The 14,531-nt window shown below is 64.8% G+C and carries 15 protein-coding genes; 7 read left to right on the forward strand and 8 right to left on the reverse strand.

The features are described 5' to 3' along the window. Window positions 1–34: 34 nt before the first annotated feature. The gene (locus tag DXK93_RS18150) at window positions 35–2,791 is read right to left on the reverse strand and encodes a pitrilysin family protein (RefSeq protein WP_119450765.1); all 2,757 of its coding nucleotides are present in this window, start codon (window positions 2,789–2,791) and stop codon (window positions 35–37) included. 125 nt (window positions 2,792–2,916) lie between these two features. Between DXK93_RS18150 and DXK93_RS18155 the strand changes: the two genes are divergently transcribed. The 3 genes from DXK93_RS18155 to DXK93_RS18165 all read left to right on the forward strand — a co-directional run bounded on the left by DXK93_RS18155 (window position 2,917) and on the right by DXK93_RS18165 (window position 4,818). Further along, complete coding sequence (locus DXK93_RS18155) at window positions 2,917–3,516, forward strand: GNAT family N-acetyltransferase (RefSeq protein ID WP_119450766.1); 600 nt, start codon at window positions 2,917–2,919, stop codon at window positions 3,514–3,516. A 251-nt stretch (window positions 3,517–3,767) separates the two neighbouring features. After that, window positions 3,768–4,145 carry a hypothetical protein gene (locus DXK93_RS18160; RefSeq protein WP_054450052.1) on the forward strand — a complete coding sequence of 126 codons (378 nt, stop codon included), beginning with the start codon at window positions 3,768–3,770 and terminating at the stop codon, window positions 4,143–4,145. A gap of 115 nt (window positions 4,146–4,260) precedes the next feature. Beyond that, on the forward strand, window positions 4,261–4,818 hold the full coding sequence (locus DXK93_RS18165) for a GNAT family N-acetyltransferase (protein ID WP_119450767.1): 558 nt from the start codon (window positions 4,261–4,263) through the stop codon (window positions 4,816–4,818). A 9-nt stretch (window positions 4,819–4,827) separates the two neighbouring features. Here DXK93_RS18165 and DXK93_RS18170 read toward each other — a convergent pair whose 3' ends face one another. Together DXK93_RS18170 and DXK93_RS18175 are read right to left on the reverse strand one after the other, a co-directional pair. After that, window positions 4,828–6,000 carry a VWA domain-containing protein gene (locus tag DXK93_RS18170; RefSeq protein ID WP_119450768.1) on the reverse strand — a complete coding sequence of 391 codons (1,173 nt, stop codon included), beginning with the start codon at window positions 5,998–6,000 and terminating at the stop codon, window positions 4,828–4,830. 42 nt (window positions 6,001–6,042) lie between these two features. Beyond that, window positions 6,043–6,924, reverse strand: coding sequence for a MoxR family ATPase (locus tag DXK93_RS18175; protein WP_042796600.1), 882 nt, complete (start codon window positions 6,922–6,924; stop codon window positions 6,043–6,045). 176 nt (window positions 6,925–7,100) lie between these two features. Between DXK93_RS18175 and DXK93_RS18180 the strand changes: the two genes are divergently transcribed. Beyond that, window positions 7,101–7,454, forward strand: a complete 354-nt coding sequence (locus DXK93_RS18180) for a cytochrome c (protein WP_013391872.1) — start codon at window positions 7,101–7,103, stop codon at window positions 7,452–7,454. A gap of 12 nt (window positions 7,455–7,466) precedes the next feature. Beyond that, window positions 7,467–7,829 (forward strand): cytochrome c, encoded by a 363-nt coding sequence (locus DXK93_RS18185; RefSeq protein WP_054450058.1) that lies wholly within the window; start codon window positions 7,467–7,469, stop codon window positions 7,827–7,829. A 127-nt stretch (window positions 7,830–7,956) separates the two neighbouring features. On the opposite strand, the gene DXK93_RS18190 is transcribed toward DXK93_RS18185, so the two are convergent. Continuing rightward, window positions 7,957–8,382 carry a DUF1841 family protein gene (locus DXK93_RS18190; RefSeq protein WP_054450061.1) on the reverse strand — a complete coding sequence of 142 codons (426 nt, stop codon included), beginning with the start codon at window positions 8,380–8,382 and terminating at the stop codon, window positions 7,957–7,959. Window positions 8,383–8,585: 203 nt separating this feature from the next. Here DXK93_RS18190 and icd point away from each other — a divergent pair, with 203 nt between their 5' ends. Further along, entirely contained in the window at window positions 8,586–9,842 is a 1,257-nt protein-coding gene (gene icd, locus DXK93_RS18195) for an NADP-dependent isocitrate dehydrogenase (RefSeq protein ID WP_054450062.1), read from the forward strand. Between the two features lie 211 nt (window positions 9,843–10,053). Next, window positions 10,054–11,595, forward strand: coding sequence for a methyl-accepting chemotaxis protein (locus tag DXK93_RS18200; protein WP_054450065.1), 1,542 nt, complete (start codon window positions 10,054–10,056; stop codon window positions 11,593–11,595). On the opposite strand, the gene DXK93_RS18205 is transcribed toward DXK93_RS18200, so the two are convergent. The 4 genes from DXK93_RS18205 to kdpE form a co-directional block, all read right to left on the reverse strand. Beyond that, on the reverse strand, window positions 11,573–12,472 hold the full coding sequence (locus DXK93_RS18205; protein ID WP_119450769.1) for a 4-hydroxy-tetrahydrodipicolinate synthase: 900 nt from the start codon (window positions 12,470–12,472) through the stop codon (window positions 11,573–11,575). The genes DXK93_RS18200 and DXK93_RS18205 overlap by 23 nt on opposite strands. 3 nt (window positions 12,473–12,475) lie before the next feature. Then, entirely contained in the window at window positions 12,476–12,766 is a 291-nt protein-coding gene (locus DXK93_RS18210; protein ID WP_054450069.1) for a hypothetical protein, read from the reverse strand. Window positions 12,767–12,943: 177 nt separating this feature from the next. Further along, entirely contained in the window at window positions 12,944–13,720 is a 777-nt protein-coding gene (locus DXK93_RS18215) for a TorF family putative porin (protein ID WP_119450770.1), read from the reverse strand. 117 nt (window positions 13,721–13,837) lie between these two features. Then, window positions 13,838–14,530 carry a two-component system response regulator KdpE gene (kdpE, locus tag DXK93_RS18220; RefSeq protein ID WP_054450072.1) on the reverse strand — a complete coding sequence of 231 codons (693 nt, stop codon included), beginning with the start codon at window positions 14,528–14,530 and terminating at the stop codon, window positions 13,838–13,840. Window position 14,531 lies beyond the last annotated feature (1 nt).

Below are 14,531 nucleotides of genomic sequence, written 5' to 3' on the forward strand. Positions count from 1 at the left end.
CCGCCGCAGCGGGGCTTGAGCGAGGCGGGCCTGGTCAGGGCGCCGGCTTCTTCTTGAAGTCGCCGGCAACCGCGGTGCTGAAACCGTCCGCGCGCAGATACTTGCGCAAAGCCGCATTGACCGAATCGGCCGTCAGCGCGGAGATCTTCTTGTCCATGTCGGCCGACCAGGCGAAGGTGCGGCCGCGCTGCATGTAATCCAGCCAGGTGCTGGCCAGGACGTCGTCCTGGGCGCGGGCCAGATTGCGGTAGTTCAGCAGGGCCGTGATGCCGTCCGAGATTTCCTTGTCCGTGAAGCCGTCCTTCAGCACGCGCGCCAGTTCTTCGCCGATGGCCTTTTCCAGGCGCTCGCGGTTTTGCGGCGCGTAGATGGCGTACATGGTCCAGCTGGCGGAGGGCTCGAACGACGAGACCGACAGCGAGCTGCGCACGTTGTACGAGAGGCCGTCGGTTTCGCGTACGCGGTTCCACAGGCGCGAGGTTTCGGAGGCGCCGAACAGGTAGTTGGCCAGGTACAGCGCGGCGTAGTCCGCGTCCGTGTCCTGCAGCTTCAGCGGCATGCGCGAAATGTAGAACGCATTGGCCTTGTCGGGCGTGTCGATGTCGAACTGCTTGGCGGGAATGTCGCGGTACGGATTGGGCACGCGCGTGTAGCCAGGAGCCTTTTTCCAGCCGGCCAAACCGGTCTTGAGCGCCTTTTCCACGGCTGCGGGCTCGAAATCGCCCACCGCCGAGTACTCGATGTTGCCGGCGCCGTAGAACTTGGAATGGAACTTGACCAGGGCGTCGCGGTTCAGGGCGCGCACGCCGGCCAGCGATTCCTCGAAGGTCGGCACGTAGCGCAGGTCATTGGCGGGCCACGGATTGTCCTGGCGGGCCAGCGCGCGTCCGGCCAGTGCCGACGGTTCGGTCATGGCGTTCTGGATCGAGGTTTCGAGCTGGCGCTGATATTCCTCCAGTTGCTCCTTGGGGAAGTTGGCGTTGCGGACGATGTCCAATGCCAGCGCGGTGAGTTCGGGCAGGTTTTCGCCCTTGGTCGACATGGCGATCTTGAGCGTGGTGCCGCCGCCGCTGAAGCCGAGTTCGGCCTGCAGCTTGTCCAGGCGGTCCTGGATGTCCTGGCGCGACAGCTTGGCCGTGCCGCGGGTCAGCAGGTCGGCCACGGCGCTGGAATTCACGCGTTGGCCGAGCAGGTCTTTTTCGTTGCCGAACTGGATCAGCATCTGCGCCTGCACCCGGTTGCCGCGCGTGGCCTTGGGCAGCAGCGCCAACTGCACGGAGCCGTTGGGCAGGTCCAGCTTCTTGCGCTGCGTCAGCTTGTCGATGTTCTCGGGCGTGGGGTCGAAGGCCGATGCGGCCTTGAAGTCCGGATCGCCCTTGTAGTCCTTGAAGACGGCCGTCAGGTCCACCCGTTGTTCTTGCGGCGCGCGCACGGGCTTCTCGGTGGGGATGTAGCGGCCTTCGATGCTGTTGCTTTGGACCAGGTAGGTAGTCGCGGCGCGCTGCACTTCGGCCAGCGTGGCCTTGCGGGCGCGGTCGCGCTGCAGGAAGAACAGGCGCCAGTCGCCGGCGGCGATGGCCTCGGACAGCGCCACGCCGACCTGTTCGGGATCGCTATAGGTCTGTTCCCAGGCAGTCAGCCATTTGCTGCGGGCGCGGTCCAGCTCCTGCTGTGTGAAGGGCTTCTTGTCCAGGGTCTCCAGCGTGCCGGTCAGCGCCTTCATGGCGGCGTCCAGGCTCTTGCCGGGCGTCAGCTGGGCGGCGAACATCGCCAGGCCCGGATCCAGGTTTTCCATGGTGAAGCCGAACACGCCCGAGGCCAGCTTGGTCGGGACCAAGGCATGGTAGAGACGGCCCGAGGGCGTGTCGGCCAGGATGGTGGCGGCCAGGTCCAGCGGCACGAAGTCGGCGCTGCCGGCGGCAGGAATGTGGTACATGGCCGCGACCAGCGGCGTGCCGCCCGTGCGGCGCAGGGTTACGGAACGTTCACCGTCCTGCACGGGTTCCACCGTGTATTCGGGCGGGAGCTTGCGCTCGGGCTTGGGCAGCTTGCCCAGCGTTTCCTCGATGTCGGCCAGGGTCGCCTGCGGGTCGAACTTGCCCGCCACGATCAGCACGGCGTTATCGGGCTGGTAGTACTCGTGATAGAAGGCGCGCAACTGGCCGATGTCCACGTTCTCGACGTCGGAACGGGCGCCGATGGTGTTCTTGCCGTAGCTGTGCCACTGGAAGGCCGCGGCCTGCATCTTCTGCATCAGGATGCGGAAGGGGCTGTTTTCGCCGCTTTCCATTTCGTTGCGGACTACGGTCATTTCCGAGTCCAGGTCTTCCTTGGCGATCAGGGAATTGACCATGGCGTCGGCCTGCCAGCCCAGGTACCACTTGAGCGTGTCGGGGTTTGCGGCGAAGCTGGCGAAGTAGTTGGTGCGGTCGCTGGAGGTCGAACCATTGGCCTGCAAGCCGCGGCGCGAGAACTCGCCCATGGCGTTGCGGGTGGTCGAGGTGCCCTTGAACAGCATGTGCTCCAGCAGGTGAGCCATGCCTGTCTGGCCGTAGTTCTCGTTGCGCGAGCCCACCAGGTAGGTCATGTTGACGGTGGTGGACGGCTTGGATTCATCGGGAACCAACAGCACCCTCAGGCCGTTGGCCAGACGGTATTCGGTGATGCCTTCGATCGAGGCGGCCTCCGAGACGCCCGCCGGCAGGCTGGCGGCGCCGGCCTGAAAGGCCAGGAAGGAGGAAAACAGCAGCACGCTCAGCGGGCGCGGCAGCTTCGACAGGGACAGGCGCATGGCAGACAATTCCTTTGGCATGGCAGAATCCGTTGGAGTGTATACGTTGGCAATGGTTCAGGGGCGCGGCGCGGCGTTGTCCGCGGCGCGCGGCCCGGGACCGCAAGCAAGCAAGGAAGTCCGTCATGTCTCTATCCCTGGAAGTCGAAACGCCGCGCCTGGTGCTGCGCCAATGGCGCGCCGCCGACCGTGAACCTTTCGCGGCGCTGAACCAGGACCCCCGCGTCGCCGAGTACCTGCTGCCGCTGAATGCACAGGAAAGCGATGCGCTTGCCGACCGGCTGGCCGCCGGCATCGACGAGCACGGCTGGGGCTTCTGGGCCGTGGAGGCGCCAGGCGTGGCGCCCTTCATCGGTTTTGTCGGCATCAAGCCGCTGGCGCCCACCCTGCCGTTCGCGCCAGGCGTGGAGATAGGCTGGCGCCTGGCGCAGCGGCACTGGGGCAAGGGCTACGCCAGCGAAGCCGCCGAGGCGGCCTTGCGCGCGGGGTTCGAGCAGGTGGGACTGGATGAGATCGTGGCCTTCACGGCCACGGGCAACCTGCGTTCGCGTGCGGTGATGGACCGCTTGGGCATGAGGGAGGATCCGGAAGGTTTCGACCATCCCGCCGTTCCACAGGGGCATCCGCTGTGTCGACACGTGCTGTACCGCATTGGGCGTGAGGACTGGCGATTGCGGCAAATTGGTGACACAGGTGAAGCAGCCGTGCCAGTTGCGGCGGCATAAGGGTCCAGGAGGGGCGTCCGGCTGTGATGTTGCGGCGCAATATGACGAAATGACGGGGCTGATTTGAGCTGTCCCGGCCCACGGGTGTAAGCTTTTCAAGACGCAGTACCCAGTTGCAGACGGGATGCGCGACAGCCCGCCCACAGGTTTCCCGTCCAACGCCAGACGCCGTTTTCTGCCCGGCGCCGGTGCTTGTCGTTCGCGCCTTCGCCGCCGGCATTGTGCCGGCGCACTTACCGGAGGAACGACCCATGCTGACCGAGATCGTCACGCGTGCCTTGTCCCAATTGACCGGCAGCCCATTGAGCGGCGACGGGATCAAAGGACAGTTTCAGTACGCCTATGCCAGTGATGACGGCCAATTCGTGGCCATATTGACCCATGACATGACCACCTATGTGGTGGACTTGAGCACACAACGATATTTCGCGGAGTGCGGCGGCTCGCCACGGGGCTTCGCCGGGCACGTGCTGGAAATGGAAGGCGCGGCGGCGCGCAGCCATCCCTGGCCCGCCGCCAACGATCTGTTCGACCTGGACATGGATGCGGATGAGCTTGCATGGCGCAACTGCCCTGGCTTGCGTGGCGAGCCGCCCGCCGCCCGATCTGCTGAGAGCCGCGCCGCCTGAGAGTGGCCAGAAGCGGCAAGATCCAATTGAACCGGCGGCTCCGCCGGTTTTTTTTGCCTGTAGCGGCCGAAAGCCGAATCGCCGCAAGGCCTTGCGGGTCGCTACAATTTGCGCCATGACTACGCACGCCGAAACCCGCGCGCCGGATGGCGCAACCCTGGTCGATTGCACGCATGAGCGCCATGCCGACCAGATACTGGCCATATTCAACGACGCCATCGTCAATTCCACCGCGCTGTACGACTACAAGCCGCGGCCGCGCGAGGCGATGCTGGGCTGGTTCCAGACCAAGCAGCAGGGCGGTTTTCCGGTGCTTGGGTACGAGAATGCCGACGGCGAACTGATGGCCTTCGCCAGCTACGGCACCTTCCGCGCCTGGCCGGCCTTCAAGTACTCGGTGGAGCATTCCGTGTACGTGGACGGACGTTTTCGCGGACTGGGCTTGGGCGAGGCGCTGATGCGCGAGCTGATCCAGCGGGCGCGCGCCAATCAAGTGCACGTGCTGGTCGGCGGCATCGACGCGAGCAATCAGGGCAGCATCCGCCTGCACGAGAAGCTGGGCTTCACGCATGCAGGCACCATCCGCGAGGCAGGCTTCAAGTTCGGACGCTGGCTGGATCTGGCGTTCTATCAGCTGACGCTGGATACGCCTGAAAAGCCGGTCGACGGGTGACCGGCAGTCCTACTTCGATAGCACACGCATGGCCTGTTCCAGGCCGGCGACCGTCACCGGGTACATGCGGCCCTGCATGATGTCGCGCATCAGCGCGATGGACTGGCGGTATTGCCAGGACGCGGTGGGCTCGGGATTGAACCAGACCGATTTGGGCCAGGCGTCCAGCAGGCGGCGCATCCATTCGGCGCCGGGCTCCTTGTTGTAGTGCTCGACGGAGCCGCCCGGCTGCAGGATTTCGTAGGGGCTCATGGTGGCGTCGCCGACGATGATCAGGCGCCAATCCGGGTTGTACTTGCGCAGCACGTCCCAGGTGTCGAAGCGTTCGTTCTGGCGCCGGCGGTTGCTTTGCCACAGGCTTTCGTACGGGCAGTTGTGGAAGTAGTAGACCTCCAGGTTGCGGAATTCGCTGCGCGCCGCCGAGAACAATTCCTCGACGCGTCCGATGTGGTCGTCCATGCTGCCGCCCACGTCCAGCAGCATCAGCACCTTCACGGTGTTGTGGCGTTCGGGGACCATGCGCAGGTCCAGATGGCCGGCATTGCGCGCGGTGCTGGCGATGGTGTCGTCCAGGTCCAGTTCCATTTCGGCGCCTTGCCTTGCGAAGCGCCGCAGGCGGCGCAGCGCCACCTTGAAGTTGCGCGTGCCCAGCTCGACCTGATCGTCGTAGTCCTTGAACTGGCGCATGTCCCAGACCTTGACCGCGCTGCGGTTGCCGGTCGAGTCGCCGCCCACGCGTATGCCTTCGGGGTGGTAGCCCCCGTTACCGAAAGGCGAGGTGCCGCCGGTGCCGATCCATTTGCTGCCGCCGGCGTGGCGTTCCTTCTGTTCTTCCAGGCGCTCCTTGAAGAGCTCCATCAGCTTGTCCCAGCCGTGCTTTTCGATTGCGGCTTTTTCTTCGGGGCTCAGGCTTTTTTCGAACTGCTTGATGAGCCAGTCCAGCGGGATTTCCTTGCCTGGGGGCAGGGCGGCCGCGATGCCCTTGTAGTAGGCGCCGAAAGCCTTGTCGTAGCGGTCGTAAAGCGCCTCGTCCTTGACCAGCGTGGCGCGCGCCAGGAAGTAGAACTCGTCCAGCGTGGGCGCCATGAGATCCTGGCGTAGGGCGTCCACCAGGGTCAGGTATTCCTTGACCGAGACGGGCAGCTTATGCGCCCGGAGGTGATAGAAGAAGTCGATCAGCATTTGCGGGCTGCCGGTAGTTGCTGGCGGATCGTTGCTGGCGGATCAGCGGCGCTGGCCGCCGCGCGTCATGGCCGCCAGGCGTTCCAGCAGGTGCACGTCCTGCTCGTTCTTGAGCAGCGCGCCGGCCATCAGCGGCACGGCCGTGGCCGTGTGCGCGTCGATCTCGGCGGCGGTCGAACCCTCGGCCAGCAACAGGCGCAACCAATCCAGCAGTTCGGAGGTGGACGGCTTTTTCTTCAGGCCCGGCGCGTCGCGCAGCGCGAAGAAGGTGTCCAGCGCCGCGCGCAGCACGTCCTGCTTCAGGTGCGGGTAGTGCACGGCCACGATGTCGCGCATGGTTTCGCGGTCGGGGAAACGGATGTAGTGGAAGAAGCAGCGGCGCAGGAAAGCGTCGGGCAGATCCTTTTCGTTGTTGGACGTGATGATGACCAGCGGACGGTGCCGCGCGGAGATGGTTTCGCGCGTTTCGTACACGTGGAATTCCATGCGGTCCAGTTCGCGCAGCAGATCGTTGGGGAATTCGATGTCGGCCTTGTCGATCTCGTCGATCAGCAGCACCACCGGCTCAGGCGACTGGAAGGCCTGCCACAGCGTGCCCTGCACGATGTAGTTGCGAATGTCGCGGACCTTTTCGTCGCCCAGCTGCGAGTCGCGCAGGCGCGACACCGCGTCGTATTCATACAGGCCCTGATGGGCCTTGGTGGTCGACTTGATGTGCCACTGCAACAGCGGCCGTCCCAGCGCACGCGCCACTTCCTCGGCCAGCATGGTCTTGCCGGTGCCGGGTTCGCCCTTGATCAGCAGCGGACGCTGCAAGGTGAGGGCGGCATTGACGGCGAGTTTCAGGTCATCGGTGGCGACATAGTTGTCGGTCCCGTCGAAGCGGTCTGGCGAGGCGGAAGTAGCGGACTGGGCTGCGGACATGGTCTGATGGCTTCTGAGATTTGACGGTGATCAATACCATGGTAAAGGTATTAATCCTGAGCAATTATCGTACAATCAGGCGGTTTTGCTTTGGGTTCGACCCGCAACGTGTTTGCCGAGGGCCTTTTCGTGTGAGCAGGCCCTAGTCCTTAGCCATACCAAGAAGAGCCATTCCAATGAAGTTGCGAACCTCTCTGAAGTACACGGTATCCGTGTTGGCCGCGATGGCATCCTGTGCGATCGCCGGCCAGTCTGTTGCTGCAGACGCAGCAGTGGTCGGTAATGTCCAGAACGCCCGCGACAAGGTTTCCATGTGCATCGGTTGCCACGGCATCGAAGGCTACAAGGCAACGTTTCCCGAGCTGTACCACGTGCCGATGATCGCTGGACAGAACGCCAAGTACATCGAAACCGCCCTCAACGAGTACAAGAAAGGCGCGCGCAGCCATCCCACGATGGACGCCATTGCCGGCAGCCTGTCCGACCAGGACATCGCCGATCTGGCCGCGTACTACTCGAATCTCAAGTAAGGGGGCAAACACATGAATCGCTACATGCTTGCCCTTGCGGGCGCGACCCTGGCCATGACGGGCGTTGCCGCCCAGGCGCAGGACCTGGCGGCCGGCAAGGCCGTCTTCGACAAATTCAACTGCGCTTCCTGCCACGGCGCCGACGCCAAGACGGCCGTGGATCCGGCCTATCCGACGCTGGCTGGCCAGCACGCGGACTACCTGGTTCACGCCCTGAAGGCCTACAAGCGCGGCGCGTCCGGCAGCGCGGCCACGGCCAACGTGCGCAAGAACCCCATCATGGGCGCTTTCGCGACGCAGCTGTCCGACCAGGACATCTCCAACGTGGCGGCATGGCTGTCGGCGCAGCCGAGCGACCTGGGCGTGCGCAGGTAAGCCGTCCGGATCCGTTCCGCAAACAAGAAAGCCCTCGGTCGAGGGCTTTTCTTTTTCCGCCGGGCCGTCCCAAGGAAAAATAGCCCCCTCGGGGCAGCAAGCTGAAGGCGCAGCGTGGGGGCGATGCTCAGCGGCTGGCGCGCTGGCGGATCAGGTCGATATAGGTGTCGCTGTCCAGCGGCGTGCCCAGGCGCTGCGCTTCCCACACCACCTGCCCCAGGCATTCCATGATTTCATGCGCGGCCTGGTGCGCGTCGCCGCGCGACACCAGCTGCTGGTAGGCCTGCCGGATTCCCGGCGGATGGTCGATGGACAGCTGCTCTGCAATGGCCAGATGCATGGACAGGTGCAGAAAGGGATTGGTGCGCCCCTTTTCCACCGAGTATTCGGCCGTCATGGCCTCGGGGTTTTCCAGGTCGCCGTGGTATTCGGGATGTTCGATGATCCAGTCCAGCGCGATGGCCTCGAGCGGCGTCAGCACTTCGGAGGCGCGATGCTTGCGCCAGGTTTCGATGAAGAATTCGCGGACTTGGTCGCGTGAGGGATTGAACATCTGATGGGGCTGAAAAGCGGGCTGGTGATGCATTATTTTACCGCCGCGCGCGGGCCGTCAGGCCCGCTGGCCCCTTTGCGATATAGAATTGGTTGCTATCGGCCATCCAGTGCGCGGTTCCCGTGGGCGATCTTCCCCGCCGGAACGGACGCTTCCCGATGCCGGCGCGTGCAGAAAAACCACTCGGAGCAAATGGAGCATTCATGTCCTACCAACATATCAAGGTTCCCGCTGGCGGCCAGAAGATCACGGTCAACGCTGATTTCTCGCTGAATGTGCCCGATCAGCCCATCGTCCCCTACATCGAGGGCGACGGCACGGGCGCCGACATCACCCCGGTGATGATCAAGGTCGTCGACGCGGCGGTGCAGAAGGCCTATGGCGGCAAGCGCAAGATCCACTGGATGGAAGTCTATGCCGGCGAGAAGGCCACCAAGGTCTACGGCCCCGACGTGTGGCTGCCCGACGAGACCCTGGACGTCGTCAAGGACTACGTGGTGTCGATCAAGGGCCCGCTGACCACGCCGGTGGGCGGCGGCATCCGTTCGCTGAACGTGGCCCTGCGCCAGCAGCTGGACCTGTACGTCTGCCTGCGCCCGGTGGCGTACTTCAAGGGCGTGCCCTCGCCGGTGCGCGAACCCGAAAAGACCAACATGGTGATCTTCCGCGAGAACTCGGAAGACATCTACGCCGGCATCGAATACATGGCCGAAAGCGAGCAGGCCAAGGAGCTGATCCAGTTCCTGCAGACCAAGCTCGGCGTGAAGAAGATCCGTTTCCCGAACACTTCGTCCATCGGCATCAAGCCGGTGTCGCGCGAAGGCACCGAGCGCCTGGTGCGCAAGGCCGCGCAGTACGTCATCGACAACGACCGCACGTCGCTGACCCTGGTGCACAAGGGCAACATCATGAAGTTCACGGAAGGCGGCTTCCGCGATTGGGGCTACGCGCTGCTGCAGAAGGAATTCGGCGCGACGCTGATTGACGGCGGCCCGTGGTGCAAGTTCAAGAATCCGAAGACGGGCCGCGAGGTCATCGTCAAGGACGTGATTGCTGACGCGTTCCTGCAGCAGATCCTGCTGCGCCCGGCCGAATACGACGTGATCGCCACCCTGAACCTGAACGGCGACTACATCTCGGACGCGCTGGCCGCGCAAGTGGGCGGCATCGGCATCGCCCCGGGCGCCAACCTGTCTGATTCGGTGGCCATGTTCGAAGCTACCCACGGCACTGCGCCGAAGTACGCAGGCAAGGACTACGTGAACCCCGGTTCCGAAATTCTGTCGGCCGAAATGATGCTGCGCCACATGGGCTGGACCGAAGCCGCGGACCTGATCATCTCCAGCATGGAAAAATCCATCCTGTCCAAGAAGGTCACGTACGACTTCGCGCGTCTGCTGGAAGGCGCGACCCAGGTGTCGTGCTCGGGCTTTGGCCAGGTGATGATCGAAAACATGTAATCGGCAGTGCGGCTCAAAAGCCGCCTCCATGAAAAAACGCAAGGCAAGCGCGCCTTGCGTTTTTTTTATGGGCCTTGCGTTAAATCAAACGCCCTCTGCAGTCTTGGTGAAAACCCTGGTGCTGTCCCTTATTCTGACGGAATGCATACATAAACCGTCACATTTTGCCTTGATTGGTTTCATTGGCTGGGTGAAGAAGGATGAGAGGACTATGAAGAATTCCAGTTTGCGCAGGGAACTGTTGTGGTTTGTGTTCGCGGTCGGCGCCGTCGTGCTGGCCCTGGGCGCCTGGGACGCCTGGGAGCGCCGCGCTGAGATGGTGGCCGAGCGCAGGAGCGAGCTGCGCCACGTCCTCGATCTGGCGTCCGGCATCGTGCGCAATGGCAAGCAAAGCGTGCGCGAGGGCATGCCCCTGGACGAGGCCAAGCGCAATGTGGCGCGCCGATTGGCGCAACTGCGTTATGGCGAGGACGGCTATGTGGGCGCCTTCGGCGACGGCTACGACCTGCTGGTGCATCCCGATCCCAAGCTGGTCGGCACCAACGTCCGGGCCGTCAAGGACAGCGCCGGACAGCCGATCTTCGAAAACCTCTATGCCCAAGGCAAGGCGGGCGGCGGCTATACGCGCTACCAGTTCCCGCGGCCGGGAACGGATCGGGCGCTGCCCAAGATCAGCTATGCCACCTACGACGCCGACTGGGGCTGGTTGTTGTTCACGGGCCTGTACGTGGATGACGTCGATCAGGCGTTCTACGGCACTTTGTGGCGGCAAGGCGGAGTGACGCTGGGCCTTCTGGTGTTGCTATTGGCGGCGGCGCTGCGCTTTTTCCGCACGCATATCCTCGGCCCGCTGGACCAGGCGGTGGTGGTGTGCGAGCGCGTGGCCAATGGCGACTTGTCGGGCAGCGTGCCGCGCAATCAGCGCGGCGAGATCGGCCGCCTGTTCGACGCCCTGGCGCGGATGCAGCAACGCCTGGACGGGGCGGTGCGCAGCATTGTGCATTCCACGGCTTCCATTGCCGCGGCCTCGCGGCAGATCGCGGCGGGCAGCATGGACCTGTCGGACCGCACCGAGAAGCAGGCCGCCGCGCTGGAGCAGACCGCCGCCAGCGTGGAGCAGATCACCGCGACCGCGCAGCAGAGCGCGCAACATGTGCGTGAGGTCAGCGCGCTGGCCGGTCAGGCAGCGCAACTGGCCAGGCAGGGTAGCGATGAAACGCAGCACGCCATCGACGCCATGCGCGAGATTTCGCATAGCTCGCAGCGCATCGACGAGATCATCCGGCTGATAGACGAGATCGCGTTCCAGACCAACATCCTGGCGCTGAACGCCGCGGTGGAAGCGGCGCGGGCCGGAGAACAGGGCCGGGGCTTTGCCGTGGTGGCGGGCGAGGTGCGCGCGCTGGCTCAGCGCTCGGCCACCGCCGCCAAGGAGATCAAGACGCTGATCGAAGCGTCGGCGGATTCGGTGGCTCGTGGCAGCCAGCGCGTCGAGCAGGCCAGCGCGACGATGGGCAACGTGCTGGAGTCCGCCGCCACCAGCGCGCCGCTGATGGGGGAGATTGCCACGGCCTCGGCCGAGCAGAGCGTGGGCATCGAACAGATCAATCAGGCCGTGACGCATCTGGACGGCGTGACGCAGCAGAACGCCGCGCTGGTGGAAGAGTTCGCCGCATCGGCTGGCGCGCTGCGCGATCAGGCGGCCGAGCTGGCGAATGCGGTGTCCGTCTTCAGGCTGTCTGCAGCCGCCTAGGCGAGCCCTGCACCACGTTCATGGCCCGCTGCAGGCGCTGCCCAAGCTCTCGGCTGGCGCTGGTCATGGGCATGCGAAGCTCATCGGTGATCAGGCCCTGCATCGAGAGGGCGCGCTTGATCGGAGCAGGATTGGGTTCGGTAAACAGCAGGCGGATCAGGCCGCGCAGGGGCTCGAAGAGTTCGCGCGCGGCCTCCGCGTGGCCGTCGCGGGCCAGCTGCATGACCTCGACATAGCGCTCGGGATAGACATGCGCGGCGGCCGGGATGGCGCCGAGGCCGCCGGCCAGGAAGTGGTCCAGCAGGGCCATATCTTCCCCGCATAGCGGCGTCAGCGTGCCGCGCCGGTTCAAGGCCGCCAGTACCGCGGGATTGCATTCCTTGACGGCGCTGAAGTTGGGCAGCGCGGCCAGCGCTTCCATGGTTTCGACCGTCATGGTGACGCCGGTGCGCTTGGGGATGTTGTACAGGATGATGGGCCGCTGCGTGGCCCAGGCAATCTGGCGGTAGTGCCACAGGATGCCGGCCTGCGAAGGGCCCAGGTAGTAAGGCGGCGGCACCAGGTAGCCGGCCGGCTGGTACTTGTCGAGGCGCCGGATGGCGGTTGCGACGCCGCGCGTGTCCACGCCGCCCGCGCCGAACACCAGCGGCAGCGCGTGCGGATCGCTCGATATGGCTTCTATCATGTCGACCTTTTCCGGCACGCTCAGCAGATTGCCCTCGCCGGTGGAGCCAAACAGCACCAGGCCGGCGATACCCGCGTTGCGGTAATAGCGGGCCAGCGCCTGCGCGGCGTCCAGGTCCACATAGCCGCCGCGCATCGGCGTGACCATGGGCAGCCAGATGCCTTCAAACGCGGTCTTGCGTGGCGTGTCCATGGCTTACTGCCCCGTCATCGCGTATGCGGGAAGCACCGGACCGAACTCGGCGCGGGGCAGGCCCGACATCACCGCGTGCATCAGCGCATCCAGCTGTCCGCGTTCGCACTGCAGTTGCAGCACGCTTTGCGCATGGACGTGATCCACCGACAGCACGTAGACGCCGATGCGTTCGCCCAATGCGCGATGCAGCGCCAGCCGCACGTTCAGTGCGTCCAGCGTGTCTATCCTGATGGTCAGCGCGACTCGTTCGACGCGGGCGTGCGTACGCTGCGCGGGCAGGATGTCGGACATGGGGGCGAGGCAGGCTTGAAGTCGGGGGATCATGGCGGGTAGCGGGACCGGAGGCGCCGCTTGCGGCGTTCCGGGGATCCGGTTGGTTAATGACGGTTCCACTATAGGAAGCGCGCCGTAAATCCTGCCGATAAAAGCGGACGCAGCGCGTAAAAAACGCGTCAACGTCCGGGGCGCTCAGAACGTCTTGGTCAGCGACAGCAAGCCCGTTGCGCGGCCCATGTCGCGGCCGCGCGTATTGGTGTAGACGGCGCGGTCCGCGTTGGTGTCCAGATAGGCCAACGAGACCGACAGGCCCCGGCCGAAGTCCTTCGTCAGCCCCAGCTTCCAGTCCGTGTAGTTGCCGTTGTCGACGTTGCGCACCAGTTGCCGGCCGACGTGCGCGTTGACGGTCAGGCCCCAGACGCCCGTATCGAAGTTGCCGGACAGGTCGAAGTACTGGCTGTGCTTGCTGTCGGCGAAGCCGAACAGGTTGGTCAGGGAGAGGGAGTACTTGAACATCAGAGGTCCATAGCCGATGCCGGCATACAGCTCGGTGGTGTCGGGACTGGTGTAGCCGGACGGATAGTCGCCAGGGTAGTAGTACTGCAGGACGCCCAGGTCGACGGGCACGTCCTGCGCGAGATTGCCCTTGTAGCCGCCGTAGAAGTCCATTTCCACGGGCGCGGACACGTCGCTGTTGCTGTCGTCGAGCCAGCTGATGCTGGAGTTCCAGTTGCCCAGGTAAAAGCCGCTGGAGTGGGCCAGGTCGAATCCGCCCTGGATGGCCGGCTTGTTATTGCTTTGCATCAGGCCGCGATAGCGGTATTGGCTGGCCAGGGTGACGTTGGCCGTCAACGTGAGGTCGGACGCGGCAGGCGCTGCGTCGGCGGGCGCGTCGGCGGCCAGTGCGTTGCCGGCTTGCGAGGCGGCCAGGGTCAGCAGCGCGAGCGCGGCCAAGGTGTGGCGGGGCATGGAATTGCTCCTACTGTTGGATGGGACCGCAACAATAGGAGCAAGCGCGTAAAGGCCGAGACAAGACTTGCGGGTTGCGCGTAAACGCGGCGTCAATGCGCGTCCGGGGCGCGCGCCTCAGCCGGCGAAGCGGTAGCCCACGCCGATCTCGGTGAGCAGGTAAACCGGCTGGGCGGGATCCGCTTCCAGCTTCTGGCGCAGATGGCCCATGTAGATGCGCAGGTAGTGGTTGCTTTCCACGTGCGACGGACCCCACACCTCGCGCAGCAGTTCGCGGTGCGTCATGACCTTGCCGCGATGCGCCAGCAGCGCCGCCAGCAGGCGGTATTCCATCGCAGTCAGGTGCACGTGCTGGCCGCTGCGCTCCACCACGCGTTTGGCGAAGTCCACGCGCACGTCGCCGAAGCTGATCTCGGAAGCATTGCCCGCGCCGCCTCTTGCGTGCCGCCGCAGCAGCACGCGCAGGCGCGCCAGCAGTTCGCTGACGCCGAACGGCTTGGTGAGGTAGTCATCGGCCCCGGCGTCCAGCGCGGCGACCTTGTCGGCCTCGGCGCTGCGGGCGGACAGCACCAGTACCGGCACCTCGGTCCAGCCGCGCAGTTCTCGGATCAGGATCATGCCGTCTTCGTCGGGCAGGCCCAGGTCCAGCACCACCGCGTCGGGCTGCCGGGTGCCGGCTTCGATCAGGCCGCGCTTGACGGTTTCGGCTTCGTGGACGACGCAGCCCTCGCTTTCCAGGGCCTGGCGCACGAAGCGCCGGATGTTGGCGTCGTCTTCAATGATCAGGACGGTAGGCTGGTAATCGAACATG

Source organism: Achromobacter sp. K91 (assembly GCF_003576205.1).
Classification (GTDB): domain Bacteria; phylum Pseudomonadota; class Gammaproteobacteria; order Burkholderiales; family Burkholderiaceae_B; genus Achromobacter; species Achromobacter aegrifaciens.

Bases quoted from the DNA above. Each gene is read 5' to 3' on its own strand.
- DXK93_RS18160 (WP_054450052.1), top strand. From the start codon at position 3,768: ATGCTGACCGAGATCGTCACGCGTGCCTTGTCCCAATTGACCGGCAGC.
- DXK93_RS18200 (WP_054450065.1), top strand. From the start codon at position 10,054: ATGAAGAATTCCAGTTTGCGCAGGGAACTGTTGTGGTTTGTGTTCGCG.
- DXK93_RS18155 (WP_119450766.1), top strand. From the start codon at position 2,917: ATGTCTCTATCCCTGGAAGTCGAAACGCCGCGCCTGGTGCTGCGCCAA.
- DXK93_RS18165 (WP_119450767.1), top strand. From the start codon at position 4,261: ATGACTACGCACGCCGAAACCCGCGCGCCGGATGGCGCAACCCTGGTC.
- icd (WP_054450062.1), top strand. From the start codon at position 8,586: ATGTCCTACCAACATATCAAGGTTCCCGCTGGCGGCCAGAAGATCACG.
- DXK93_RS18215 (WP_119450770.1), bottom strand. From the start codon at position 13,720: ATGCCCCGCCACACCTTGGCCGCGCTCGCGCTGCTGACCCTGGCCGCC.
- DXK93_RS18170 (WP_119450768.1), bottom strand. From the start codon at position 6,000: ATGCTGATCGACTTCTTCTATCACCTCCGGGCGCATAAGCTGCCCGTC.
- DXK93_RS18210 (WP_054450069.1), bottom strand. From the start codon at position 12,766: ATGTCCGACATCCTGCCCGCGCAGCGTACGCACGCCCGCGTCGAACGA.
- DXK93_RS18185 (WP_054450058.1), top strand. From the start codon at position 7,467: ATGAATCGCTACATGCTTGCCCTTGCGGGCGCGACCCTGGCCATGACG.
- DXK93_RS18180 (WP_013391872.1), top strand. From the start codon at position 7,101: ATGAAGTTGCGAACCTCTCTGAAGTACACGGTATCCGTGTTGGCCGCG.
- DXK93_RS18150 (WP_119450765.1), bottom strand. From the start codon at position 2,791: ATGCGCCTGTCCCTGTCGAAGCTGCCGCGCCCGCTGAGCGTGCTGCTG.
- kdpE (WP_054450072.1), bottom strand. From the start codon at position 14,530: ATGTTCGATTACCAGCCTACCGTCCTGATCATTGAAGACGACGCCAAC.
- DXK93_RS18190 (WP_054450061.1), bottom strand. From the start codon at position 8,382: ATGTTCAATCCCTCACGCGACCAAGTCCGCGAATTCTTCATCGAAACC.
- DXK93_RS18175 (WP_042796600.1), bottom strand. From the start codon at position 6,924: ATGTCCGCAGCCCAGTCCGCTACTTCCGCCTCGCCAGACCGCTTCGAC.
- DXK93_RS18205 (WP_119450769.1), bottom strand. From the start codon at position 12,472: ATGGACACGCCACGCAAGACCGCGTTTGAAGGCATCTGGCTGCCCATG.